Below are 23,781 nucleotides of genomic sequence, written 5' to 3'. Positions count from 1 at the left end.
TTCGCCGGGGTGCACGCGACATGGCACCGGTCGCGGCTGGCACGGCCGCCTGGGGCCTGATGACTGGCGTGGCCATGGTCAAGTCAGGCATGAGCCTCTTTGAAGCGGTGCTCATGGGCGTGATTGTGTTTGCCGGCAGTTCGCAGCTCGCTGCCGTGCCGCTGATTCTTGCTGGCGCGCCGATGTGGGTGATTCTGGCCACGGCCTTTTGCGTGAATCTGCGGTTTGCCGTATTCAGCGCCCACCTTAGGCCCTACTTCATGCACCAGCCCCTGTGGCGGCGGTTGATCAGCGGTTACTTTACGGCTGATCTGACCTATGTGATGTTCACGAACCGCCATCCGCATCCGGTACCGCCCGACGATGCTGCGGCGCTGCGCGCCCAAGAGGCCTATCTCGCGGGAAACTGCGCCATGGGCTGGTTCAGCTGGGTAGGTGCCAGTCTGCTAGGCATCGCCCTGGCCAACGCGATCCCAATGCATTGGGGGCTGGGGTTCGCCGGCATCCTGGCTCTGTTCGGCATCCTGTGTTCACTGGCCAGCAGTCGCTTGCGTGTGATTTCCGCCGGCGTCGCCAGTGCGGCCGCGGTGGCAGCCTTTGCCCTGCCGCTCAAACTCAACATCCTGGTAGCGATCGCCGCGGCGGTGGCTGTCTGCCTGATGCTCGAGAAACCCGGGGCCCCACCGTCCAAAGCAGAGGGTGCGGCGTGACTGATAGCTGGACGGTACTGACCATTCTTGGCTTGGCCGTGGTCACGGTGATCACGCGCTCGTTCTTTTTTATCTCCAGCAAGCCCTGGACGTTGCCAGGCTGGGCGCAGCGCGGCCTGCACTATGCGCCGATTGCGGCCCTGTCGGCGGTCATCGTGCCGGAAATCGTGATGACGCAGGGTCAGTTCATCGGCACTTGGCAAGACGCCCGCGTGTTTGCAGCGCTGGCCGGAGCTGCCTGGTTTTTCTGGTGCGGGGGCGTGCTGGGCACCATCATCGCGGGCATGGCGGTTTACCTGCCCTTGCACATTGGCCTGGGTTGGTGAGGATATGGCCCCCACGGTTGCTCACTGCGTGTAGCGCCCGCACCTTGCAGGCCGCCGCTCGCCAGAGGCCTCGCTTCTGGCGCCTGTCCAAACCTGCTCAAGCAGGTTTAGAGCCGCAGGCACCAGCCCCGAGGGGGCCGCTGCGCCTGCGGACTGGCAAAGCCAGATCCGCGGCCCCTGCTTGAAAAGAGGCCTGTACCGAGTCGTTACGGTCGCTCACGGTCCGCAGCGATAGCGCACCTACAATTTGATCTTTTGGGCGATTTGGTCCACCTTCCATTGCGAGCTTTCATGAACTTCATCCGTTTTTCCGATCTGTGTTCTCAGGGGCTGGTCAAAGGCCGGCGAGTTTTTATCCGAGCGGACCTCAATGTGCCGCAGGACGATGCGGGCCACATCACCGAAGACACCCGCATCCGCGCTTCGATTCCCTGCATCCAGATGGCGCTCGATGCGGGCGCTGCGGTCATGGTCACCTCCCATCTTGGCCGGCCGACGGAAGGACAGTTCAAGCCTGAGGACTCGCTTGCGCCCGTGGCGCAGCGCCTGGGTGAGCTCATGAAGCGTGAGGTGCCGCTGGTGTCCGGCTGGGTGGACGGTGTGACCGTGCAGCCGGGCCAACTCGTGCTGCTGGAGAACTGCCGCGTCAACAAGGGTGAGAAGAAAAACGACGAGGCGCTGGCGCGCAAGATGGCGGCGCTCTGCGATATTTTTGTGCATGACGCCTTCGGCACCGCACATCGTGCGGAAGCTTCCACCTACGGCATTGCGCAGTATGCAAAAACAGCTTGCGCCGGCCCGCTGCTGGCCGCCGAGATGGATGCGATTTCCAAAGCTCTGGCCAACCCGAAGCGGCCGCTGGTGGCCATCGTGGCCGGCAGCAAGGTATCCACCAAGCTGACCATTCTCAAGGCGCTGGCCGGCAAGGTGGACCAGCTGATTGTGGGCGGCGGCATTGCCAACACTTTCATGCTGGCCAGCGGCCTGCCCATCGGCAACAGCCTGGCCGAGCGCGAACTGCTGGACGAAGCGCGGGCCGTCATGGCGGCCATGAAGGCCCGCGGCGCCGAGGTGCCGATTCCCACCGATGTGGTGACCGCCAAGGCCTTCAGCGCCGATTCCCCCGCCACAGCCAAACAGGCCACCGAGGTGGTGGCGGATGACCTGATTCTGGACATCGGTCCGCAAACCGCGAAGAAGTTGGCCGACCAACTGATGGCAGCCGGCACCATTGTCTGGAACGGCCCGGTAGGTGTGTTCGAGTTTGCTGCTTTTGAGGGCGGCACCCAAACCATTGCGCGGGCGATTGCTGCCAGTCCGGCCTTCAGCATCGCCGGCGGCGGCGACACCCTGGCCGCCATCGCCAAATACGGCATTGAAAAAGAGGTGGGCTACATCTCGACCGGTGGCGGGGCTTTCCTCGAAGTGCTGGAAGGCAAAACCCTGCCTGCGTTTGAGATCCTGCAGAAACGCGCTGCAGGCTGATGCTCGCGAGTCATTGCTATTAAAAGTATAGCTGTCAGCGCTTATGTTTAAAGGGCTAGAGGCTGATTTGATCATGTTTTCCGCTTAACCGTGATGCCAGTGCCAAGCCCCCGGTTTACGCGGCTTGCATGTACCCGGCATGTAACTGGTTCCGTGTGAGAATCGAGCCCCATTACAGGAGACAGACATGTACAGCAGCGCCACCAAAATTGTTGCCACCCTTGGCCCCGCTTCCAGCGATCCGGCGCTGCTTGAAAAAATGATTCGCGCTGGCGTGACCGTGGTGCGCCTGAACTTCAGCCACGGCACGGCGCAGGACCACGTCGACCGGGCCACCATGGTGCGCGAAGCTGCCCAGCGCGCCGGTGTGGAGGTCGCCATCATGGCCGACCTGCAGGGCCCAAAAATCCGCGTTGGGAAATTTGCCGAAGGCAAGGTCATGCTGGAGGCCGGCGCCAAATTCGTGCTCGACGCCTCCCGCCAGGAGCCCGGTGACATCAAGGGCGTGGGGCTGGACTACAAAGAATTGCCACGTGATGTGCGCGCCGGTGACGTGCTGCTGCTCAACGACGGTTTGATCGTGCTGACGGTTGATTCGGTGCGCGGCGAAGAGGTGCTCACCACCGTCAAGGTGGGCGGCTTCCTGTCGAACAACAAGGGAATCAACAAAAAAGGCGGTGGCCTGACCGCGCCGGCTCTGACCGGCAAGGACATGGAAGACATCAAGACGGCCATGAGTTTTCAGGCCGACTATGTGGCAGTGAGCTTTCCACAAAACGCCACCGACATGGAAATGGCCCGTCAGCTGTGCAATGTGGCCGCGGCGCCCTACAAGCACAAGCCGGGGCTGATCGCCAAGATCGAGCGGGCCGAGGCTATTCCCAAGCTCGAAGAGATCCTGCAAGTCAGCGACGGCATCATGGTCGCGCGCGGCGACCTGGCGATTGAGGTGGGCAACGCGGCAGTGCCCGCTCTGCAAAAACGCATGATCAAGATGGCCCGCGCCATGGACAAGGTCGTCATCACCGCAACCCAGATGATGGAGAGCATGATTCTCAACCCTGTGCCCACGCGTGCCGAGGTCAGCGACGTGGCCAACGCCGTGCTCGACGGCACCGACGCCGTGATGCTCAGTGCTGAAACCGCCGCGGGCAAGTACCCGCTGGAGACCATTGAAGAAATGGCCAGCATCTGCCTGGAAGCCGAAAAAGCCGAATACGCGGCGCTCGACGCCGATTTCAGCGGCAAGACCTTCACGCGCATTGACCAGTCCATTGCCATGGGCGCGTTGTTCACGGCCTATCATCTCGGCGCCAAGGCCATCGTGGCGCTCACCGACAGCGGTTCCACCCCGCTGTGGATGAGCCGCCATGACATTCGCGTGCCGATCTATGCGCTGACGCCTCGCCTGGCAACGCAGCGGAAGATGGCGCTCTACCGCAACGTGCGTCCGCTGCTGATGGACCAGAGCGCCGACCGGGACACCGCGCTGGAGCAGGCGGAAGGCCATCTGCTGCGCAGGGACATCGTGCAAAGCGGCGACGTCTACGCCATCACCTGCGGCGAACCCATGGGCGCTCCCGGTGGCACCAACATGCTCAAGATCTGCCGCGTCGCCTGAAGGCTTTTTGCTCCTGGCTCCCAGCCGGGGCGTCCCGCATGGCTGGGATGCAAAAGCCTGGCTTGGTGACCAGCCTCCAGCCGCGCACAGGCAGATAACGGTTGTCCTACAGCGCTGATCGTGCCAGACCGACAAAGGACGCCACCTATCCGCTCTCTGACGGGGCAATCTGGCCGGCCCGACGGGTAAAATAGGCGAAGTTACCGGTCAGTTACCGCGATCTGTTCAACCTTTTCTGGGGATATTTCTTATGGCACTCGTTTCCATGCGCGAGCTGCTGGACCATGCAGCCCTCAACGGCTACGGCATTCCGGCTTTCAACGTCAACAATCTTGAGCAGGTCCAGGCTGTCATGGAAGCAGCGAAGGAAACGGGTGCGCCGGTGATCCTGCAGGCCAGCGCTGGCGCGCGCAAATATGCCGGTGAAGCCTTCATCAAGCATTTGATCCAGGCCGCCATCGAGGCCTACCCGCAGATTCCGCTGGTCATGCACCAGGACCACGGCCAGAACCCCGACGTTTGCCAGGGCGCCATCGACCTCGGTTTCTCCTCGGTCATGATGGACGGCTCGCTCGAAGCAGACGGCAAGACGATCGCCAGCTACGAGTACAACGTCGAAGTCACCAAAAAGGTTTCGCAGCTGGCGCACCGCTATGGCGTAACGGTCGAGGGCGAGCTGGGCTGCCTCGGTTCGCTGGAAACCATGAAAGGCGACAAAGAAGACGGCCACGGCACCGACGCGACCATGACGCGCGAGCAGCTCCTGACCGACCCCGAGCAGGCCGCCGACTTCGTCAAGCAGACCCAGATTGACGCGCTGGCGATTGCTATCGGTACCAGCCACGGCGCTTACAAGTTCACACGCAAGCCCACCGGCGACATCCTGGCGATTGACCGCATCAAGGAAATCCACAAGCGCATTCCCAGCACCCACCTGGTGATGCACGGCTCGTCCTCGGTGCCGCAGGAGCTGCTGGCGCTGATCCGCCAGTACGGCGGCAACATGAAGGAAACCTACGGCGTGCCCGTGGAAGAGATCCAGGAAGCCATCAAGCATGGCGTGCGCAAGATCAACATCGACACCGACATCCGCTTGGCGATGACGGCCGCCGTGCGCAAGTTCCTGGCCGAAAACCCCGAGAAGTTCGACGCCCGCGAATGGCTCAAGCCCGCCCGCGAAGCCGCCAAGGCGATCTGCAAGCAGCGTTACATCGAATTCGGCTGCGAAGGTCAGGGCGCCAAGATCAAGGGCGACACCCTGCAGGTGGTGGCCGCCAAATACGCCAAGGGCGAGCTGGCCCAGGTGGTGCATTAACCGGGGACACCTCACTTCCTGCGCCGGTTTTCGAACGGGCGATAATTGAAAGCTCGCTGGCATCAGCGGGCTTTTTTACTTTGGCAAGCATCCATGACCTCCGCACTCCACACCTCGGCCCTGACTTCCCTGCCCCTGCTGGCGCGCGGCAAGGTTCGCGACAACTATGCGGTCGGCAAAGACCGGCTGCTGATGGTCGCCAGCGACCGCCTCAGCGCTTTCGACGTGATCCTCGGCGAGCCGATCCCGGGCAAGGGCGCGCTGCTCACTCAGATGGCGCTGTTCTGGTTCGGCAGGCTGGGCCACATCTGCCCGAATCACCTGACCGGCGAAGCGCCTGAAAGCGTGGTGACCGCTGCCGAAATACCGCAGGTCAGGGACCGCTCCATGCTGGTCAGGCGTTTGAAGCCGATCCCGGTCGAGGCCGTGGTGCGCGGCTACCTGGCGGGCAGCGGCTGGAAGGAATATCAGGAGAGCCGGTCGGTGTGCGGCGTTTCGTTGCCGGCAGGGCTTAAAAATGCCTCCAAGCTGCCCGAGCCGATCTTCACGCCAGCGGCCAAGGCGGCGGTCGGGGAGCATGACGAAAACATCAGTTATGAGCAGGTGGTCAGGGTGGTCGGCCCGGAGCTGGCTGCCCAGATCCGCGACACCAGCATCCGGATTTACAAGGAAGCGGCGGCTTTCGCCCTGACCAAGGGCATCATCATTGCTGACACCAAGTTCGAGTTCGGTCTGGATGAAAACGGTACGCTGACGCTGATGGACGAGGTGCTGACGCCCGACTCGTCGCGCTACTGGCCGGTCGAAGGGTATCAGGAGGCTTTTGCCTTGGGCCTGAACCCGCCCAGCTACGACAAGCAGTTTGTGCGCGACTGGCTGGAGCAGACCCTGGTCAACGGCAAGCCCTGGGACAAAACCCCGCCGGCACCCCGCGTGCCGCAGGACGTGATCGAGAAAACCGCCGCCAAGTACCAGGAAGCGCTGACGCGGCTGACCGCCTGAGCCACAGACCCACGCCTTGGTCTAAAATACGCCCAACCCAAGGAGCGTTGCAGCGAAACCCCGTTTCGTCAGGCTTGGGTGACAGCAGGACTCTTTTTGGCCTGCCTTTGCAACGGCGCTCACCTTTGATGCTAGAGGTGAGTGAATGTCCGAAATCCAGGTTCCCCCCATGAAGTTGTCCGGCCTTGAGCCGGTCGCCATAGGCGCGGGCGCGTTGTTCGTCAACATCGGCGAGCGCACCAATGTCACAGGCTCCAAGGCCTTTGCCCGCATGATCCTCAACGGCGAGTACGAGCAGGCGCTGGTGGTGGCGCGCCAGCAGGTCGAAAACGGCGCGCAGATCATCGACATCAACATGGACGAGGCTATGCTGGACAGCCAGGCCGCCATGGTGCGTTTCCTGAACCTGATCGCCAGCGAACCCGACATCGCACGCGTGCCCATCATGATCGACAGCTCCAAGTGGAGCGTGATCGAGGCTGGCCTGCGCTGCATCCAGGGCAAGGGCATCGTCAATTCGATCTCGATGAAAGAGGGGCTCGAGCCCTTCAAGCACCAGGCCAAGCTGCTCAAGCGTTACGGCGCCGCCGCCGTAGTCATGGCCTTCGACGAAAAAGGCCAGGCCGACACCTACGAACGCAAGATCGAGATCTGCGAGCGCGCCTATCGCGTGCTGGTCGATGAGCTGGATTTTCCGCCGGAAGACATCATTTTCGATCCCAACATCTTCGCGATTGCCACCGGCATTGAGGAGCATAACAACTACGCGGTGGACTTCATCAATGCCACGCGCTGGATCAAGCAGAACCTGCCGGGCGCCAAGGTGTCGGGCGGCGTCTCCAACGTGAGCTTTTCCTTCCGCGGCAACGACCCGGTGCGCGAAGCCATCCACACCGTCTTCCTCTACCACGCGATCCAGGCCGGCATGGACATGGGCATCGTCAATGCCGGCATGGTCGGCGTGTACGACGACCTGGAGCCCACGCTCCGCGAACGCGTCGAGGACGTGGTGCTCAACCGCACGCCGGTCTACAAGGACGGCGAGGAACACCTGAGCCCGAGCGAGCGCCTGATTGAAGTCGCCGAAACCGCAAAAAGTGGCGCCAAGGACGACAGCAAGCGCAACGAGTGGCGCGCGTTGCCGGTGCGCCAGCGCCTGTCGCACGCGCTGGTCCACGGCATGAACGAGTTCATCACCGAAGACACCGAAGAGGTCTACCAGGCCATCCTCGCCGACGGCGGTCGGCCGCTGCATGTGATCGAAGGCCCGTTGATGGACGGCATGAACGTCGTTGGTGATTTGTTTGGCCAGGGCAAGATGTTCTTGCCGCAGGTGGTGAAAAGTGCCCGCGTGATGAAGCAGGCGGTGGCGCATCTGCTTCCCTACATCGAGGCAGAGAAACTGCTGCTCGAGGCCGCCGGCGACGACGTCAAGACCAAGGGCAAGATCATCATCGCCACCGTCAAGGGCGACGTGCACGACATCGGCAAGAACATCGTGACCGTGGTCCTGCAGTGCAACAACTTCGAGGTGGTCAACATGGGCGTGATGGTGCCCTGCCACGAGATCCTCGCGCGTGCCAAGGTAGAGGGCGCGGACATCGTGGGCCTGTCCGGCCTGATTACGCCTAGCCTGGAAGAAATGCAATACGTCGCCGGCGAGATGCAGAAGGACGATCACTTCCGCATCAAAAAGATTCCGCTGATGATTGGCGGCGCCACCACCAGCCGAGTGCACACGGCGGTGAAGATTTCGCCGCATTACGAAGGCCCGGTGGTGTACGTGCCCGACGCCTCGCGCAGCGTCAGCGTCGCCCAAAGTTTGTTGAGTGACCAGGCGGCTAAATACATCGACGAACTCAACGCCGACTACGACAAGGTACGCACCCAGCACGCCAACAAAAAGCAGACACCGATGTGGCCGCTGGCCAAGGCCCGCGCAAATGCAACGCCGATAGACTGGGCCAGCTACACCCCGCCCAAGCCCAAGTTCATTGGCCGCCGCGTGTTCAAGAACTTCGACCTGGCAGAGCTGGCGGAGTACATCGACTGGGGCCCGTTCTTTCAGACCTGGGATCTGGCTGGCCCCTTCCCGGCCATCCTGAAAGACGAAGTGGTGGGCGAGGAAGCGGTGCGCGTTTTTGGCGACGCCAAACGCATGCTCAAGCGCCTGATCGAAGGCCGCTGGCTGACCGCCAGTGGTGTGATCGGTTTGTACCCGGCCAACAGCGTCGGCGACGACATCGAGATCTATACGGATGAGTCGCGCAGCGAGGTGGCGATGACCTGGTACGGGCTGCGCCAGCAGGCTGAAAAAACCGCACTCGACGGGGTGATGCGGCCCAGCCGCTGCCTGTCGGATTTTGTCGCACCCAAAATGCCGGCTCCTGATTTGATAGCTGCTAACGCACAACTGGCGGGGGCTGGAGGCCAAAAAGACTCAAAAATCGAGGATTACATCGGCCTCTTCGCCGTCACGGCCGGCCTGGGTGCCGAGAAGAAGGAAAAGTACTTCAACGACGACAACGACGACTATTCGTCCATCATGCTCAAGGCGCTGGCTGACCGGCTGGCCGAAGCGTTTGCCGAAGCCATGCACAAGCGGGTGCGCCAAGACCTGTGGGGCTACGTCGCCGGCGAAACCCTGGGTACCGAGGACATGATTGCCGAGAAATACCAGGGCATACGCCCCGCGCCCGGCTACCCGGCCTGCCCGGACCACAGCGTCAAGAAGGACATGTTCGAGCTGCTGCAGGCCGGTGATATCGGCATGGCGCTGACCAGCAGCCTGGCCATGACACCGGCCGCCAGCGTCAGCGGCTTCTACCTGAGCCACCCGCAAAGCGTGTATTTCAACGTCGGCAAGATCGGCGACGACCAGTTGCAGGACTTGGCCAAAAGGCGTGGTGCCAAAGCCGAGGATTTACAGCGTTTGCTGGCGCCTCTTCTTTAGGGGCCGCCGGTTTTACGACGCTGCCTTGAGCGCGCGCCGGTACTGCACCGCTTCGGCCACATGCGTGACCTGCACGGCCTGCGCACCGGCCAGGTCGGCAATCGTGCGCGCAACCTTCAGGCAGCGGTGGATGCTGCGCCCGGACCAGCCCAGGCGCGCAGCCGCGGTGTTCAGGAATTTGGCTGCGGCGTCATCGAGCTGGCATTGCGTGTCAATGGCTTTACCTTGCAGCGCCTGGTTGCTACTGTCCTGACGCGCCATGGCGCGTTCGCGCGCTGCGACCACCCGCTCCCGGATACCGGCAGTGCCTTCACCAGGCGGCGCGTTGACCAGTTCATCGGCAGCCAGCGCCCCCACTTCCACATGCAGGTCAATGCGGTCCAGCAGCGGGCCGCTGAGTTTGCCCTGGTAGCGTGAAACCTGGTCCGGCGAACAGCGGCAGGCGCGCAGGCTGGAGCCCAGGTAGCCGCAGGGGCAGGGGTTCATCGCGGCGATCAGCTGGAAGCGCGCGGGAAACTCGGCGCGCTGGGCTGCGCGCGAGATCGTGATGGTGCCGGACTCCAGCGGCTCGCGCAGGGCTTCCAGGGCGGTTCTTGGGAACTCGGGCAGTTCGTCTAGAAACAAAACGCCCTGGTGGGCCAGCGAAATTTCGCCGGGACGCGGCGGCGAGCCTCCGCCGACCAGGGCTACTGCGCTGGCCGTGTGGTGCGGCGCGCAAGTGGGCCGGACCGCCCACTTGTCCAGCGAAAACCGGCCGCCCAGCGAGGCGATGGCGGCGCTTTCCAGTGCCTCTTCAGTGGTCATTGCGGGCAGCAGTCCGGCAAAACGCTGGGCGAGCATGGATTTGCCCGAACCTGGCGCTCCCACCATCAGCAGGCTGTGGCCGCCCGCGGCGGCAATTTCCAGAGCCCGCTTGGCGGCCGCCTGCCCTTTGACGTCGGACAGGTCGGGGTAAGGCGCGGGCTGCTGCTGCGTGCTGGCCTGCACCCGGGCCCAGCCCGGCGTGTCTTCTGGAACCGTATCGCCCGGCAAAAACTGCCGGACCACGTCCAGCAGATGATGTGCACGGTAAACCTCGGCATGCGGCACCAGCGCGGCTTCCTCGGCGCTGCCGCCGGGCAGCACCAGTTTGGGCCGCGCCTGGCCGGCACATTGCCCTGGCAACGCCAGGCTCATGGCCAGTGCCCCGCGTATGGGGCGCAATTCTCCGCCCAGCGACAGCTCACCGGCAAACTCATAGCCGGCCAGCTTGCCGGTGGCTATCTGTCCGCTGGCAGCCAGAATGCCCAAAGCGATAGGCAGGTCGAAGCGGCCGGAGTCTTTAGGTAGGTCAGCCGGCGCCAGGTTGACGGTGATGCGCTTGTTGCCAGGGAACTCCAGCCCGGTGTTCTGGATGGCTGAACGCACCCGCTCCCGTGCTTCCTTGACTTCAGTTTCCGCCAGCCCCACCAGCGTGAAACTCGGCAAGCCGTTGGCCAGATGCACTTCCACACAGACTGGATGAGCCTGCATACCCAAAAGGGCGCGGCTTTGCACTAAAGATAAGCTCATTGTTCCTCCTCCCTCCCTATGCACCAATAGGGGGCACATAGAAAAGCACCTATTTGGTGCGGTTTGCGTTTGTTCTCACCATGTTGTAACTCGAGAGCTTTACAAATGGACCGGTGCACAACATTGGCGCTGCTGAAGTTTTTGGCACGCTCCGTGCTAATTGATCCCTGTCTAAAGCAGTCCCCACTTTAACTATCTATGGAGTTCGTATGAAATTCGCCGTCAAAAAATCTATGCTGGTGATGGTTCTGGCGCTTGCCGGTTCGGCCTTTGCCCAGACAGCAGCTCCTGCGCCGGAATCCACCTTGTCCTACAACGTGGGCGCCACGACCGACTATCGCTATCGCGGCATTTCGCAAACCGGCAAGAAGCCGGCGATCAATGGCGGCATTGACTACGCGCACAGCAGCGGGTTTTACGTTGGCACGTGGGCTTCGTCCATCACCTGGCTGAAAGACAGCACCGCCAACCCCAACACCACCAAAGGGCCGGTTGAAATTGACCTCTACGGCGGCTACAAGGGCTCCCTGACCGAAGGCCTGGGTTATGACGTGGGTGGCCTGTATTACTGGTACGCCGGCAACAACCTGAAGAAGACGCCTGGCTTCGTGAGCCCCAACACTTTTGAGTTGTATGGCGCCCTTACCTTTGGTATCGTGACGGCCAAATACTCGCATGCCACGACCAACCTGTTTGGCACGGCCAACAGCAAAAATAGCGGCTACCTCGACCTCAGCGCGAATTTTGATCTGGGCTCGGGCTGGTCCATCGTCCCGCACGTCGGCGCTCAAAAAATCAAGAACGGCAATTCCTATTCCGATTATTCTCTGGCCGTTAACAAAGACATCGACGGGCTGGTCATGAGCCTGGCCGTCGTGGGAACCAATGGCCTGGGTGGGGCGTACACGCTGCCAGGTTCCGGCACCCGTGACCTGGCCAAGGATGGCCTGGTTTTCTCGATCAAGAAAAATTTCTGAAGCAACACGGCGCAATCTGAGCCAAAGGAGAATTTTATGAAACTGGTAACGGCCATCATCAAACCGTTCAAGCTGGATGAAGTGCGCGAAGCGCTTTCCGGCATTGGCGTGCAGGGCATCACCGTGACCGAGGTCAAGGGCTTCGGTCGCCAGAAGGGCCACACCGAGCTTTACCGCGGCGCTGAATATGTCGTGGACTTTCTGCCCAAGGTCAAGATCGAAGCGGCAGTGTCCGACGATCTGGTCGATCGCGTGATTGAAGCCGTGGAGGGCGCAGCCCGCACCGGCAAGATAGGCGACGGCAAGGTCTTCGTTTACAACCTGGAGCAAGTCGTGCGCATTCGCACGGGCGAAACCGGCAAAGAAGCGCTGTAAGCCTCATCCTGAAAAAAGAGAACATAGACATGAAAAAACTACTTCTTTCCCTGGCATTGGGGTTGAGCCTGTTCACTGGTGCTGCTGCCGTCCTGGCGCAGGCGCCTGCTGCCGCTCCTGCCGCTTCCGAAGCCGCTGCACCTGCCGCTCCTGCTGCGGCTGTAGCAGCTCCCGCAGCGGTGGCCGCGCCCGCTGCCGCCGAAGCCGCAGCACCTGCTGCCCCTGCCCCCGTTCCCAACAAGGGCGACACCGCGTGGATGATGGTCTCGACCATGCTGGTCATCCTGATGACCATTCCCGGCCTGGCCCTGTTCTATGGCGGCCTGGTCCGCAGCAAGAACATGCTGTCGGTGCTGATGCAGGTCATGGTGACCTTTTCAATGATCGTGGTGCTGTGGTTCATCTATGGCTACAGTCTGGCCTTCACCGAGGGCAACGCCTTCTTCGGCGGATTCGACCGGCTGTTCATGAAAGGCATCTGGGACAACGTCGCCGGCACCTTTGCCAATGGCGCGACCTTCAGCAAGGGTGTTGTGATTCCCGAGATCGTGTTTGCTGCCTTCCAGGCGACCTTTGCAGCCATCACCTGCACGCTGATCGTCGGTGCGTTTGCAGAACGCATGAAGTTCGGTGCCGTGCTGATGTTCATGGTCCTCTGGTTCACCTTCAGCTACGCACCTATGGCGCACATGGTCTGGTTCTGGATGGGGCCCGATGCCTACACCGCCAAGGATGTGGTCGATGGCATGAACGCCAAAGCGGGTTACATCTGGCAGTCGGGTGCGCTTGATTTCGCTGGCGGTACCGTCGTGCACATCAACGCCGCCATGGCCGGTCTGGTTGGCGCCTACATGGTGGGCAAACGCATTGGTTACGGCAAGGAAGCCATGGCACCACACAGCCTGACACTGACCATGGTAGGTGCGGCATTGCTGTGGGTCGGCTGGTTTGGTTTCAACGCAGGCTCTGCGCTGGAAGCCAACGGCTTCGCTGCCCTGGCCTTCATCAACACCCTGGGTGCCACGGCAGCCGCGGTGCTGGCCTGGTGCGTCGGCGAAGCGCTGATGCGCGGTAAGGCTTCCATGCTGGGTGCGGCTTCCGGTGCAGTGGCTGGTCTGGTGGCGATCACGCCGGCAGCCGGCAATGTCGGCATCGGCGGCGGGCTGGTCATCGGTCTGGCTGCAGGTTTTGCCTGCCTCTGGGGTGTCAATGGGCTGAAGAAGCTGCTTGGCGCCGACGACTCGCTCGACGTGTTCGGCGTGCACGGCATCGGCGGTATCCTCGGCGCCCTGCTGACTGGCGTGTTCAACTCGCCAAGCCTGGGCGGCCCCGGCTACGTGGCCGACTGGGTGACGGCCACCATGGTCACAGCTGCTGACTACTCCATCGTCGCCCAAGTCTGGATCCAGCTCAAGGCGGTGTTGATCACTGTCGTGTGGTCCGGCGTAGTGGCCTTCATCGCCTACAAGATCGTGGACCTGACCATCGGCCTGCGTGTCAGCGAAGAAGACGAGCGCGAAGGCCTGGATATCACGTCGCACGGCGAAACCGCTTACAGCCGCTAACTGGCACAAGCCGTGGCTGCTTCTGGGCGGCCACGGCAGGTTGAATGAATTTGAGATAAATAGCGAGAGTCTCCTTTGGATGTTGGGCCCGCAAGAACTCCGGTTCTGGCGGGCCTTTTTTTGTGCGGGCGGTGCTCTCCTGCCGGTGCACAATGGCTGCAGGAGATGCCATGAAACCTCACGCTCACCCTTGTTCACAGCCCTCCCCGGAGGCGCCATGAGTGGACCCATCACACTGTCCAGCGCCAGCTTGCGTTGCGACATCAAGCCCGAGCTGGGAGGCTGCATCGCCGGCCTCTGGCTCGGCGAGCTTCCCGTCCTGCGTTCCACTCCCGCTAAGGAACTGACATCGGTCCGGCTGGCAGGCAGCTACCCCCTGGTGCCGTTTTCCAACCGGGTCGGCCATGCCACGCTGAAATGGCAGGGCACCAGCCACCCACTTGTGCAGAACAACGGCTCCGAACCGCACGCCATTCATGGCTTGGGCTGGCAGCGGCCCTGGCAGGTGCTAGACCAGGATGACCAGCTCCTGATGCTGGCCTGTGAACACCGGGCCGACCCGTTCTGGCCGTTTGCTTTCGATGCCTCGCAGACTTTTCGGCTCAGCGGTAACACCCTGGAGCTCACGCTCAGCATGACCAACCAGGCACCCACGCCCGCGCCTGCGGGCCTCGGCTGGCACCCCTACTTCGTCAAAAGACCCGGCAGCCGCGTTGCGTTTGAAGCGACGGGGCGTTGGGAGATGAGCGACGAAAAGTTGCCGACGCACCGCGAACCCTCGCGCGGCCTGGACGCAGACTGCGCGGCCCTGGACGTGGACCACTGCTTTGACGGCTGGAGCGGCATGGTGCATCTGCGCGACGAAAAAATGTACGCACGTATCACCTCCAGCCTGAACCGGCTGGTGGTTTTCACCAACACCAGCCGCGACTTTGTTGCCATCGAGCCGGTCAGCCACGTCAACAATGCCATCAACCTGGTACAGGCCGGCGCAGGCCGCGCCGAAGATCTCGGCGTGCGGGTGCTGGCGCCCGGCGAATCCATGAGCGCGCACATGAGCATCCAGGTGGAGCGCGCCGCATGAGCACTTGGCAAGCCTTGGCGGCTGAGCCCTGCGAAGTGAGTGAGTCGCCGTTCTGGCACCCGGACGAGCAGATGCTGTATTGGGTTGACATCCCGTCGAAAAAAATCTTTCGCGGCAATGTATTCATGGGCACGGTGGAAAGCTGGGCCATGGCAGCGCCGCATGACCTGGAGCCGGGCTGTATTGCACCGGCGCGCAGCGGCGGTCTGGTGATCGCCCTGCGCGACGGCATTTACCGCGCCCGCAGCTGGGGCGGCCCGCTCGAGAAACTGGCCGCGGCCCTGCATGACACCAGGACCAGCCGCTTCAACGACGGCAAGTGCGACACCTTGGGCCGTTTCTGGGCCAGCACGATTTACGAGCCGCGTGACGCGCGCGAAGCCGCGCTGTACTGCCTGGATTGTCGCGATGGGCACGCGCCGGCGCTGGCCCGCATGGCCGGTGGCGCGACCGTGGGCAACGGCCTGGCCTGGTCGGCCGACGGCCGCACGCTCTACTGGGCCGACACCACCGCTCATGTGGTCCATGCCTGGGACTGGGACGCTGCCGCCACCATTCTGCAAGGGCCACGTGTGTTTCGGCAGTTTCCCCTCAAGCCCCCGGGCTGGCAACCAGGCATGCCCGGGTATGGCGGCCGCCCCGACGGCGCGGCGGTGGACAGCCAAGGCAACTACTGGGTCGCCATGTTCGAGGGCCGGCGTGTGCTCAAGCTCTCGCCCGATGGCGAGGTGCTGGCCGAGGTGGCGACGCCGGCGCAGTGCCCGACGATGGTGTGTTTCGGCGGCGACGACCTGCAAACGCTGTACCTCACCACAGCGCGCCATGGCCGACCGGCTGCAGAGCTCGAAGCCATGCCGCAGTCCGGGTGTGTGTTTTCGATGCGGGTGGATGTACCCGGCCTGCCCGTCAATTTTTTCGCTGGTTAACTACTCACCCCCTGAGCCGCCTTCGGCGTCTTCCCCTACAGGGGACGCCACCTGTGGCCCGGCAAAGCCGGCGCCACGATGGCACTGGCGTACACCCATCTGCTGCGGGGGGGTAGTTTCGTTACCGTAAAAAACCGAACGGCCGCCGTTCAAAAAAATCAAACTGCGCAGCAGCGGCCCGCCTTACCATCAGCGCCATGGATTCAGCGCTTCAATTGATCATCGATCAAGTGCGTGCCGCCTCGGCGGCCGGTACGGCCTTGCGCATACGCGGCGGCGGCAGCAAGGACTTTTATGGCGAGCCGCCTGCAGGTGAACTGCTGGAGACCGCGCCGCTGGTCGGCATCACCAGTTATGAGCCGACCGAGCTGGTTGTCACCGTGCGGGCCGGCACGCCCTTGGCGGAGCTTGAGGCCGTGCTGGCCGAACGCGGTCAGTGCCTGCCTTTCGAACCGCCGCATTTCGGGCCGGACACCACGGTGGGCGGCATGGTCGCCGCCGGTCTGAGCGGCCCGGCGCGTGCCAGTGTGGGTTCCGTGCGTGACTATGTGCTGGGCCTGACGATGATCAACGGCAGGGGCGAGCTGCTCACTTTCGGCGGCCAGGTCATGAAAAATGTGGCGGGTTATGACGTGTCGCGCCTGATGGCCGGTGCCATGGGCACGCTGGGCCTGATCACCGAGGTCAGCCTCAAGGTGCTGCCGGTGGCGCCAGCCGAAGCCACGCTGAAGTTCCAGATGAACCAGGCCCAGGCGCTGGCGCAGCTGAACCGCTGGGGCGGGCTGCCGCTGCCGCTCAACGCCAGCTGCTGGGTGGAAGATGCCGGCCTGCCCACGCTTTATCTGCGCCTGCGCGGGGCGGTTGCCGCTGTGGATGCCGCCTGCAAAACGATGGGTGGTGAACGCCAGCACAACGCCGCCGTGGCGCCCGACTGGACGCTGTGCCGCGACCAGCAACTGCCCTGGTTCCTGGCGCGTGGCGAGCGGGATCTGTGGCGCCTGTCGCTGCCGCAGACAGCACCCGTGCTGGAGCTGCCCGAGCCGCCGCTGGTCGAGTGGCACGGTGGCCTGCGTTGGGTGCGTGCCGCGCCGGACGACGGCGCGCGGCTGCGCGAGATCACCGCGCATGCTGGCGGGCACGCTACGCTTTTTATAGCTGATAGCGCCCGCCAGATAAGGGCTGAAAGTCGATTTGATGCATTAAAACCGCCGCTGGACCGGATTCACCGCCAGCTGAAAAAAGAATTCGATCCCGCCGGCATCTTCAACCGCGGCCGGCTGTACCTCGACTTCTGATGCAAACCAATCTTTCCCCCGAATTCCAGGGCACGGCCGATGGCCTGGCCGCGGAAGCGATTCTGCGCAAGTGTGTGCATTGCGGTTTCTGCACTGCCACCTGCCCCACCTACCAGCTGCTTGGCGACGAGCTTGACGGCCCACGCGGGCGCATCTACCTGATCAAGCAGGTGCTTGAAGGCGAGGCGCCGACGCGCAAGACACAGCTGCATCTGGATCGCTGCCTGACCTGCCGCAACTGCGAGAGCACCTGCCCCAGCGGCGTGCAATACGGCCATCTGGTAGACATCGGCCGCAAGCTGGTGGATGAACGTGTGCCGCGGCCCGCGCTCGAAAACACGGTGCGCTGGGCCCTCAAGGAAGGCTTGCCCTCACCGCTGTTTGCACCGGCCATGAAAGTCGGCCAGGCCGTGCGCGGCCTGCTGCCTGCGACGCTGAAAGCCAAGGTGCCTGCCCGTCAAGCGGCAGGGCGTTGGCCTGAACGTGAACACGCGCGCAAGGTGCTTTTGCTCGCCGGCTGTGTGCAACCCGCGATGATGCCCAACATCAACACCGCGACGGCGCGCGTGCTCGATGCAGCGGGCATTCAGACCGTGGTTGCGGCCAAGGCCGGCTGCTGCGGGGCTGTGAAGTTTCACCTGAACGACCAGGACGGCGGCCAGGCCGAGATGCGCCGCAACATCGACGCCTGGTGGCCGCATGTGGAGGCGGGTGTCGAGGCCATTGTCATGAACGCCTCGGGCTGCGGCGTCACCGTCAAGGAGTACGGCTACATCCTTCAGGACGACGCGGCGTATGCGGCCAAGGCGGCGCGTATCAGCGAACTGACACGCGACCTGAGCGAGCTGCTGCCCGAGCTGGTCGATGTTCTGCGCGAAAAAATCTCCTCCGAAACCAAAGGCGGCACCATTGCATTTCACCCGCCCTGCACCCTGCAACACGGCCAGCAGTTACGCGGCGGTGTTGAAAAGCACCTGGGCGTGCTCGGCTTCAACGTGAAGGTGGCCAGCTGCGAAGCGCATCTGTGCTGCGGCTCTGCCGGCACCTATTCAGTATTGCAGCCGGAGATTGCCACCCAGCTGCGCGACCGCAAGCTGGGCCACCTCCAGGACATGGCACCAGAGCTCATCGTGTCGGCCAACATCGGCTGCATCACGCACCTGCAAAGCGGCACGGCCACGCCGGTCAGGCACTGGGTGGAAATTCTCGACGAAGCCTTGAGTGCAAGTTCCGGCCAGGGCTACTGACACTACGTTGTCAGTAGCCCCCCGTCATCATCAAGGCTTCTTCAACACAACAGGAGCCCTTGATGAAAAACGCCATCAGCTGGTTTGAAATTCCCAGCACCCAACTCGACCGTGCCCAGGCCTTTTACGAAGCCGCGCTGAACTGCAAAATGCGTCGCGAACCCATGGGGCCCTCCGAAGGCGCCGTGTTTCCCTATGAGGGTGAAGGCGTGGGCGGCTGCCTCATGGCTGGCCCCACGGCGCCTGCGCCCAGTGCCAGCGGCACACTGGTCTACCTCGACGCTTCTCCTTCGTTGGACGCAGCGCTGACGCGGGTGACCAAGGCTGGCGGGGCCATTGCGCTCGGCAGGCAGGCCCTGCCACCCGGCATGGGGTTTTTTGCGCACATCACCGACCTGGATGGCAACCGGGTGGGTTTGCACGCCCTGGCGTGAGCTGCCGCCATGCGCAAAAACTGGATTGCCGTGGCCAGCGCCCAGCATGCCCGCTGGGGCTGCGAGAAACCCGACAGTGGCTACATGCAGGTCGGGCACGGCAAGCTTGCACCGCTCAAGCGCGTGGCGCCGGGTGACCGTGTGGCGTACTACTCGCGCACCATCACGTTTGGCGCGAAAGACAACTTCCAGCGCTTTGTGTCCATCGGTGTTGTCCAGGAGGGTGTCCCTTACGCATTTGACATGGGCGGCGGCTTTGTGCCTTACCGGCGCGATGTCGCGTACCTGACTGCGCAAGAGGTGTCCATCCTGCCCTTGCTGGACCAGTTCGAGTTTGTGGAAGACCGCCAGCGCTGGGGCTACAAGTTCCGCTTTGGCTTGTTCGAGGTCAATGACCATGACATGCGTCTCATTGCGCAGGCCATGCTGGCAGACCTGGGGCGTCTGGCGCTTGCCGCCTGATCCTCCAGCCTGCCCATCCTGTTCAGGGCCAGGGCTGCTGACAATACGCTGTCAGCAGCCCTGGCTCAGCATCGGGCTTGTTTCATCTTCACCGGAGTTTTTTATGCAACCTACCCGCCAGACCCTTGCCGCCGCCTTTCTGATTTCCGGCATCATGGTGCGCACCACCAACCAGGACGAGCAGGATCCCCACACGGCCCGGCTGGCCGGACATTGGGGCCGATTTTTTGCCGACGGGCTGTTCGAAAAAATCCCCGGCCGGCTGCCGGACCCACGCATGTACGGGGTTTATTCCGCCTACGAAACCGACTACACCGGCGCCTTCGACGTGACCGCCGGTGCTGCTGTTTCTGCGCCTGCCGCCGGCGCTGCATGGCACACGGTGGAGATCCAGCCTGGTGAGTACCTGGTCTTCACGGCCAAAGGGGCCATGCCGCAGGTGGTGGTGCAAACCTGGGGTGCGATCTGGCAATTTTTCCAGACCCACCCCGAAATACAGCGCAGCTATGCCACGGATTTCGAGGCCTATCAGGGGCCCGACGAAGTTGCCATTCACATTGGCATCAAGGCCTGAGGCCAAGGCAGCAGGGCCACGTGATGGCGCACAAAGGCAAACGTTTTCCGGTGGAAGACGACGAAAAGAACTGCTCAAACCTTGAAGGCCGGACCGCCTGCTGCTTCGGCTGGTTTTTGATCGCTACTTTTTTAATAGCTGCTGGTGCCCGTGGATAATGGGCTCTAGTACCGCAACCCGAAAGTATCGAAACATGAAAGCGCGTCTTCGCACCCATGGCGGCGTTGCAACCCTTGCGAAGGCGCCCAGCCTTCGCTGCGGCTTGCGCCTTGCCCTGGGCACGAATCCATCACTTTCATTTTGTTTCGCTACTTCCAGGTTGCGGTACTAGCCTCAAAAAAACACTTCATCCATGCGCCGCGCCGATCGCCTGTTCCAACTGGTCCAGCTCATCCGGGGCCGCCGGCTCAGCACGGCGGCACACCTGGCCGGGCGCTTGGCGGTGTCCGAACGCACCATTTACCGCGACGTGGCCGAGCTGCAGCACCAGGGCGTGCCCATCGAAGGCGAGGCCGGCGTGGGCTACCGGCTGGGCTCCGGCTTCGAGCTGCCTCCCCTGATGTTCACGCGGGAGGAAGCCAAGGCACTGGTGGCCTCGGTGCGCCTGGCGCAGCAGGGCCTGGACCCCGGCCTGGCCCGCGAGGCAGAAGATGCCTTGGGGAAAATCATGTCGGTCTTGCCGGCCGCTGCCCGCGCGGCGGCAGAAAGCCTGGCCATTTATGCGCCCCTCATCGGGGGCGACACCGGCAACCAGCAGCGCCTGCAGCAACTGCGTGAAGCCGTCCAGGCCAGGCGCAAGGTGCAACTGCATTACCGCGACCCGCAAGACAAAACCAGCCGGCGCACGATCCGTCCGCTGGGCTGCTTTTTCTGGGGCAAGGTCTGGACGCTGGCGGCCTGGTGTGAAGCGCGCCGGGACTTCCGCAGCTTTCGCATCGACCGCATCCAGTCTATGGAGGTGCTGGAGGGCGGCTTCCCGCAGGAAGCCGGCAAAACGCTGGCGGATTTTCTGCGCCATGTCGGCGCGCCCGTCCTTTAGTGCAGACTTCAGTTGCTATTGAATCAATAGCTTCTTGCGCCCGTATTTAAAGGGCTGAAGCCTGATTTGGTTTCTAACTACCCCCCAGGGCGTCGCGGTGGCGACGGCTGCAGGGCACCTGGCTGCCATCCTTCATGCGCAGGCGGGCGTCACCGCTGTCCAGCGGCTCGATTTCGGCAATACGGTCCAGGTTGACGGCGAAGCTGCGGTGCACCTGGACAAACCGTGCCGGGTCCAGCTGGCCCAGAAAATCCGCCAGGGTGGAGCGCAGCAGGTAGTCGTGGCCGTTGACGTGGATGCCAATGTAGTTGCCCTGGGCCTGCAGCCATTCGATGTCTGTGGCCGCAATCAGAAATTCCTTGCGCAGCTTGCGCACCAGGAAGCGCTCCGGCCGTGCCGCCGCGCCGGCCGCAGGCGCGGTGCCGGCGGCGGTTTCGGGCGCATCCAGCACGCGCGCCTCACCCTGCAGGCGGAGCAGCAGCAGACGGTAGCTGACCAGCGCGCCAAGAATCAGCACATAACTGCGCACGTCCTTGAGGTACTCGTAGGCGAAGACGCTGGCCCAGGGGCCGGGCGCGTAGCTGGCGCCCACGGCGGCATAGGCCGCCTTGCGCAGGGCCATCATCACCAGCACATGTGCACCGCAAAACAGCAAGGTGCCCGCCAGATGCCAGGGCAGATTGCGGCGCAGCGTGGCCCAGTGCAAGGGAAAACGCCGCTCGAAAGCGACCAGCGCCGGAATCAGCAGGCCCACGGTCAAGCTGCTCGACAGTTCCCAGACCAGAGGCTCAACAAAAGGAATATGGCGCCGGTCTATCCAGGTCGTGATGCTGTTGAACAACATCTGGACGGTCAGCACCACCACCCAGTAGCCGATTTCGGCGGCGCGCCGGTAGGACAGGTAGTGCGCCAGCCAGGGGTTCCCGGTGTCCATGTTGTCAGCCATGCCGCTAGTCTAGGGCCGGCCCCGGGAGATGCCTGCCGGTTTTCCTCCCCGCGGGCCGCCGCTGGTCACAAACTGCCCCCGCCTCGTCCCAATCACCGCCCCCTGGGCCGCTTGCGGTTCAAAAATCCGTTCATCGTTCATCTTCCTGCCTGAGGCCCCCAATGAATCGTCGTCACGACATCGATGCCCTGCGCGCCCTGGCCTTTGGCCTGGTCATCCTCTACCACGTGGCCATGTATTACGTGGCCGACTGGCCCTGGCATCTGAAAAGCCCGCATGCGGCCGAGTGGCTGCAGCTGCCCATGCGGGCGCTTAATTTATGGCGCATGGACCTGGTCTTCCTGATTTCGGGTCTGGCCCTGGGTTTTCTGCAACGGGGCCAGGGCGCGCGCGCCCTGTTCCGCCAGCGCAGCTGGCGGCTGCTGCTGCCGCTGGTTTTCGGCATGGCGGTCGTCGTGCCTTTCCAGGCCTACGCCCAGGGTGTGGCCAACGGCAGCATCGCACCGGGTTTCGGCGCCTTCCTGCTGCGTTACGCCGCCGGCGGGCCCTGGCCGAAAAATGCGTTTGACGGCTCGGACTTCGGTGTCACCTGGAACCACCTCTGGTACCTGCCCTACCTGTGGCTCTACACCAGCGTGCTGCTCCTGCTGTTGCCCGCATTGCAGTCGGCTGCCGGCCGGCGCTTGCGCCGGGCGTTCGCCGGGCTGCGCGGTGCGACCCTGCTGGTGGTGCCGGCGCTGCCGCTGGTGTTGTGGTCGCTGACCTTGTGGCCGCATTTTCCGCCCACGCATGACCTGATCGGCGACGGCTGGCTGCATGCGGTGTATTTCACCCTGTTCCTCTATGGGTGGTGGATAGGCACGGACGAAGGCTGGTGGGCCGAAGCGGCGCGCTTGCGCTGGCCGGCCCTGGGCGCGGCACTGGTGCTGTTGGCGGTGTGCCTGGGCCTGCGTGTCCTGCCTTCGGAGTTGGCGGTGCCACGCCAGTTGGTGCGCCTGGTCGCCGACCTGTACCTGTGGACAGCCCTGCTGGCCATCCTGGGCTGGGGCCACGTAAAACTGAACCGCCCGTGGCGCTGGTTGCCCTGGGCCAATGAGTCGGTCTATCCCTGGTATGTGCTGCACCAGACCGTGATCATCGTGGCCATCTGGTGGTTGGCGCCGCTGCAGCTGGGGCCCGCGGTGGAGCCTGCGGTGCTGGTGTTGCTGACGGTGGCAGGGTGTTGGGCGATTACTGCCCTTGTGCGCCGTACCGCCTGGCTTCGGCCCTTGTTCGGGCTCAAGCGGCGAGCGCGGCTTCCACGTCCTTCGCCAGACCTTCAGGCTTGTCGGTCGGCGCATAACGCTTGAGAACCTGGCCATCTTTGCCGACCAGGAACTTCGTGAAATTCCACTTGATGGCCTTGCTGCCCAGCAGGCCGGGGGCTTCGGCCGAAAGCCACTTGTACAGCGGGTGCGCGGCCGGGCCATTCACGTCGATCTTGCCCATCATCGGAAAACTCACGCCATAGTTGACCTGGCAGAACTCGGCGATCTCGCCATCGGCGCCGGGGTCTTGCGAGCCGAACTGGTTGCACGGAAAACCCAGCACCACCAGGCCCTTGCCGGTGTAGGCCTTGTGCAACTCCTCCAGCCCGCCGAATTGCGGCGTGAAGCCGCACTTGCTGGCCGTGTTCACGATCAGCAAGACCTTGCCCTTGAATTCGGACAGTGCGATGTCCTTGCCATTGATTTGGCGTGCTTCGAAGTCGTAGATGCTGCTCATGGTGCGCTCCTGGTTGAACCTGCCACTGTACTGCAGCGGGAAGACTGAGCCCCCACGTTCGTTCACTGCGTGTAACTCTCTGCCCCCCGAGGGGGCCGCTGCGCCTGCGGCCCGGCAAAGCCGGTTCCGC

General features: G+C 63.2%; 22 protein-coding genes and 1 riboswitch. Of the genes, 19 read left to right on the top strand and 3 right to left on the bottom strand.

Features of this window, described 5'->3' with window-relative positions; all coding sequences use genetic code 11:
• Nucleotides 1-20 precede the first annotated feature (20 nt).
• From ABI660_RS03730 to metH, 7 genes are all read left to right on the top strand, one after another.
• Nucleotides 21-710: an AzlC family ABC transporter permease gene (locus ABI660_RS03730; protein ID WP_348065211.1), complete on the top strand. Its 690-nt coding sequence runs from the start codon at nt 21-23 to the stop codon at nt 708-710.
• Nucleotides 707-1,036 (top strand): AzlD domain-containing protein, encoded by a 330-nt coding sequence (locus tag ABI660_RS03725; RefSeq protein ID WP_348065084.1) that lies wholly within the window; start codon nt 707-709, stop codon nt 1,034-1,036. The genes ABI660_RS03730 and ABI660_RS03725 overlap by 4 nt, the downstream gene beginning before the upstream one ends.
• A 291-nt stretch (nt 1,037-1,327) precedes the next feature.
• Nucleotides 1,328-2,521 (top strand): phosphoglycerate kinase, encoded by a 1,194-nt coding sequence (locus tag ABI660_RS03720; protein WP_348065082.1) that lies wholly within the window; start codon nt 1,328-1,330, stop codon nt 2,519-2,521.
• Between the two features lie 187 nt (nt 2,522-2,708).
• The gene (gene pyk, locus ABI660_RS03715; protein ID WP_348065080.1) at nt 2,709-4,142 is read left to right on the top strand and encodes a pyruvate kinase; all 1,434 of its coding nucleotides are present in this window, start codon (nt 2,709-2,711) and stop codon (nt 4,140-4,142) included.
• A gap of 250 nt (nt 4,143-4,392) precedes the next feature.
• Nucleotides 4,393-5,457 carry a class II fructose-bisphosphate aldolase gene (fba, locus tag ABI660_RS03710; protein WP_348065078.1) on the top strand — a complete coding sequence of 355 codons (1,065 nt, stop codon included), beginning with the start codon at nt 4,393-4,395 and terminating at the stop codon, nt 5,455-5,457.
• 93 nt (nt 5,458-5,550) lie between these two features.
• Nucleotides 5,551-6,459, top strand: coding sequence for a phosphoribosylaminoimidazolesuccinocarboxamide synthase (locus ABI660_RS03705; RefSeq protein WP_348065076.1), 909 nt, complete (start codon nt 5,551-5,553; stop codon nt 6,457-6,459).
• 33 nt (nt 6,460-6,492) lie between these two features.
• Nucleotides 6,493-6,587: riboswitch (S-adenosyl-L-homocysteine riboswitch) on the top strand.
• A gap of 17 nt (nt 6,588-6,604) precedes the next feature.
• Nucleotides 6,605-9,412 carry a methionine synthase gene (gene metH / locus ABI660_RS03700; RefSeq protein WP_348065074.1) on the top strand — a complete coding sequence of 936 codons (2,808 nt, stop codon included), beginning with the start codon at nt 6,605-6,607 and terminating at the stop codon, nt 9,410-9,412.
• Between the two features lie 12 nt (nt 9,413-9,424).
• On the opposite strand, the gene ABI660_RS03695 is transcribed toward metH, so the two are convergent.
• Entirely contained in the window at nt 9,425-10,963 is a 1,539-nt protein-coding gene (locus ABI660_RS03695) for a YifB family Mg chelatase-like AAA ATPase (RefSeq protein ID WP_348065072.1), read from the bottom strand.
• Between the two features lie 209 nt (nt 10,964-11,172).
• Between ABI660_RS03695 and ABI660_RS03690 the strand changes: the two genes are divergently transcribed.
• The 11 genes from ABI660_RS03690 (at nt 11,173) to ABI660_RS03640 (ending at nt 20,941) form a co-directional block, all read left to right on the top strand.
• Entirely contained in the window at nt 11,173-11,940 is a 768-nt protein-coding gene (locus ABI660_RS03690; RefSeq protein ID WP_348065070.1) for a TorF family putative porin, read from the top strand.
• 36 nt (nt 11,941-11,976) lie between these two features.
• Nucleotides 11,977-12,315 (top strand): P-II family nitrogen regulator, encoded by a 339-nt coding sequence (glnK, locus tag ABI660_RS03685; protein WP_007873831.1) that lies wholly within the window; start codon nt 11,977-11,979, stop codon nt 12,313-12,315.
• 29 nt (nt 12,316-12,344) lie between these two features.
• Nucleotides 12,345-13,880, top strand: a complete 1,536-nt coding sequence (gene amt / locus ABI660_RS03680; protein ID WP_348065068.1) for an ammonium transporter — start codon at nt 12,345-12,347, stop codon at nt 13,878-13,880.
• Between the two features lie 217 nt (nt 13,881-14,097).
• On the top strand, nt 14,098-14,964 hold the full coding sequence (locus tag ABI660_RS03675; RefSeq protein WP_348065066.1) for an aldose 1-epimerase: 867 nt from the start codon (nt 14,098-14,100) through the stop codon (nt 14,962-14,964).
• Nucleotides 14,961-15,890 carry an SMP-30/gluconolactonase/LRE family protein gene (locus ABI660_RS03670; RefSeq protein WP_348065064.1) on the top strand — a complete coding sequence of 310 codons (930 nt, stop codon included), beginning with the start codon at nt 14,961-14,963 and terminating at the stop codon, nt 15,888-15,890. Before ABI660_RS03675 ends, ABI660_RS03670 begins: the two co-directional genes overlap by 4 nt.
• Nucleotides 15,891-16,087: 197 nt before the next feature.
• Complete coding sequence (gene glcE, locus ABI660_RS03665; protein WP_348065062.1) at nt 16,088-17,185, top strand: glycolate oxidase subunit GlcE; 1,098 nt, start codon at nt 16,088-16,090, stop codon at nt 17,183-17,185.
• Entirely contained in the window at nt 17,185-18,432 is a 1,248-nt protein-coding gene (gene glcF / locus ABI660_RS03660; RefSeq protein ID WP_348065060.1) for a glycolate oxidase subunit GlcF, read from the top strand. The genes glcE and glcF overlap by 1 nt, the downstream gene beginning before the upstream one ends.
• Nucleotides 18,433-18,494: 62 nt before the next feature.
• Nucleotides 18,495-18,866, top strand: a complete 372-nt coding sequence (locus ABI660_RS03655) for a VOC family protein (RefSeq protein ID WP_348065058.1) — start codon at nt 18,495-18,497, stop codon at nt 18,864-18,866.
• A 9-nt stretch (nt 18,867-18,875) separates the two neighbouring features.
• Nucleotides 18,876-19,328, top strand: a complete 453-nt coding sequence (locus ABI660_RS03650; protein WP_348065056.1) for an EVE domain-containing protein — start codon at nt 18,876-18,878, stop codon at nt 19,326-19,328.
• A 103-nt stretch (nt 19,329-19,431) separates the two neighbouring features.
• A complete protein-coding gene (locus ABI660_RS03645) occupies nt 19,432-19,902 on the top strand; it encodes a GyrI-like domain-containing protein (RefSeq protein ID WP_348065054.1) in 471 nt (156 codons plus the stop codon).
• Between the two features lie 352 nt (nt 19,903-20,254).
• Nucleotides 20,255-20,941: a YafY family protein gene (locus ABI660_RS03640; RefSeq protein ID WP_348065052.1), complete on the top strand. Its 687-nt coding sequence runs from the start codon at nt 20,255-20,257 to the stop codon at nt 20,939-20,941.
• A 73-nt stretch (nt 20,942-21,014) separates the two neighbouring features.
• Here ABI660_RS03640 and ABI660_RS03635 read toward each other — a convergent pair whose 3' ends face one another.
• A complete protein-coding gene (locus tag ABI660_RS03635) occupies nt 21,015-21,887 on the bottom strand; it encodes a LytTR family DNA-binding domain-containing protein (RefSeq protein ID WP_348065050.1) in 873 nt (290 codons plus the stop codon).
• Nucleotides 21,888-22,048: 161 nt separating this feature from the next.
• On the opposite strand from ABI660_RS03635, the gene ABI660_RS03630 reads away from it, so the two are divergent.
• On the top strand, nt 22,049-23,236 hold the full coding sequence (locus ABI660_RS03630; protein ID WP_348065048.1) for an acyltransferase: 1,188 nt from the start codon (nt 22,049-22,051) through the stop codon (nt 23,234-23,236).
• Here the strand turns inward: ABI660_RS03630 and ABI660_RS03625 are convergent.
• Nucleotides 23,166-23,651, bottom strand: coding sequence for a glutathione peroxidase (locus ABI660_RS03625; protein WP_348065046.1), 486 nt, complete (start codon nt 23,649-23,651; stop codon nt 23,166-23,168). The genes ABI660_RS03630 and ABI660_RS03625 overlap by 71 nt on opposite strands.
• Nucleotides 23,652-23,781: the final 130 nt, after the last annotated feature.

Origin of the sequence: Polaromonas sp. (genome assembly GCF_039930745.1) — a bacterium.
Taxonomy (GTDB): domain Bacteria; phylum Pseudomonadota; class Gammaproteobacteria; order Burkholderiales; family Burkholderiaceae_C; genus Polaromonas.
The sequence above is the reverse complement of the archived record's forward strand: the minus strand, read 5'-3'. Positions and strand labels throughout refer to the sequence as shown.

Excerpts from the sequence above, each read along its gene's own strand:
- ABI660_RS03730 (WP_348065211.1), top strand. The coding sequence starts at position 21 with ATGGCACCGGTCGCGGCTGGCACGGCCGCCTGGGGCCTGATGACTGGC.
- ABI660_RS03720 (WP_348065082.1), top strand. The coding sequence starts at position 1,328 with ATGAACTTCATCCGTTTTTCCGATCTGTGTTCTCAGGGGCTGGTCAAA.
- pyk (WP_348065080.1), top strand. The coding sequence starts at position 2,709 with ATGTACAGCAGCGCCACCAAAATTGTTGCCACCCTTGGCCCCGCTTCC.
- fba (WP_348065078.1), top strand. The coding sequence starts at position 4,393 with ATGGCACTCGTTTCCATGCGCGAGCTGCTGGACCATGCAGCCCTCAAC.
- ABI660_RS03705 (WP_348065076.1), top strand. The coding sequence starts at position 5,551 with ATGACCTCCGCACTCCACACCTCGGCCCTGACTTCCCTGCCCCTGCTG.
- metH (WP_348065074.1), top strand. The coding sequence starts at position 6,605 with ATGTCCGAAATCCAGGTTCCCCCCATGAAGTTGTCCGGCCTTGAGCCG.
- ABI660_RS03695 (WP_348065072.1), bottom strand. The coding sequence starts at position 10,963 with ATGAGCTTATCTTTAGTGCAAAGCCGCGCCCTTTTGGGTATGCAGGCT.
- ABI660_RS03690 (WP_348065070.1), top strand. The coding sequence starts at position 11,173 with ATGAAATTCGCCGTCAAAAAATCTATGCTGGTGATGGTTCTGGCGCTT.
- glnK (WP_007873831.1), top strand. The coding sequence starts at position 11,977 with ATGAAACTGGTAACGGCCATCATCAAACCGTTCAAGCTGGATGAAGTG.
- amt (WP_348065068.1), top strand. The coding sequence starts at position 12,345 with ATGAAAAAACTACTTCTTTCCCTGGCATTGGGGTTGAGCCTGTTCACT.
- ABI660_RS03675 (WP_348065066.1), top strand. The coding sequence starts at position 14,098 with ATGAGTGGACCCATCACACTGTCCAGCGCCAGCTTGCGTTGCGACATC.
- ABI660_RS03670 (WP_348065064.1), top strand. The coding sequence starts at position 14,961 with ATGAGCACTTGGCAAGCCTTGGCGGCTGAGCCCTGCGAAGTGAGTGAG.
- glcE (WP_348065062.1), top strand. The coding sequence starts at position 16,088 with ATGGATTCAGCGCTTCAATTGATCATCGATCAAGTGCGTGCCGCCTCG.
- glcF (WP_348065060.1), top strand. The coding sequence starts at position 17,185 with ATGCAAACCAATCTTTCCCCCGAATTCCAGGGCACGGCCGATGGCCTG.
- ABI660_RS03655 (WP_348065058.1), top strand. The coding sequence starts at position 18,495 with ATGAAAAACGCCATCAGCTGGTTTGAAATTCCCAGCACCCAACTCGAC.
- ABI660_RS03650 (WP_348065056.1), top strand. The coding sequence starts at position 18,876 with ATGCGCAAAAACTGGATTGCCGTGGCCAGCGCCCAGCATGCCCGCTGG.
- ABI660_RS03645 (WP_348065054.1), top strand. The coding sequence starts at position 19,432 with ATGCAACCTACCCGCCAGACCCTTGCCGCCGCCTTTCTGATTTCCGGC.
- ABI660_RS03640 (WP_348065052.1), top strand. The coding sequence starts at position 20,255 with ATGCGCCGCGCCGATCGCCTGTTCCAACTGGTCCAGCTCATCCGGGGC.
- ABI660_RS03635 (WP_348065050.1), bottom strand. The coding sequence starts at position 21,887 with ATGGCTGACAACATGGACACCGGGAACCCCTGGCTGGCGCACTACCTG.
- ABI660_RS03630 (WP_348065048.1), top strand. The coding sequence starts at position 22,049 with ATGAATCGTCGTCACGACATCGATGCCCTGCGCGCCCTGGCCTTTGGC.
- ABI660_RS03625 (WP_348065046.1), bottom strand. The coding sequence starts at position 23,651 with ATGAGCAGCATCTACGACTTCGAAGCACGCCAAATCAATGGCAAGGAC.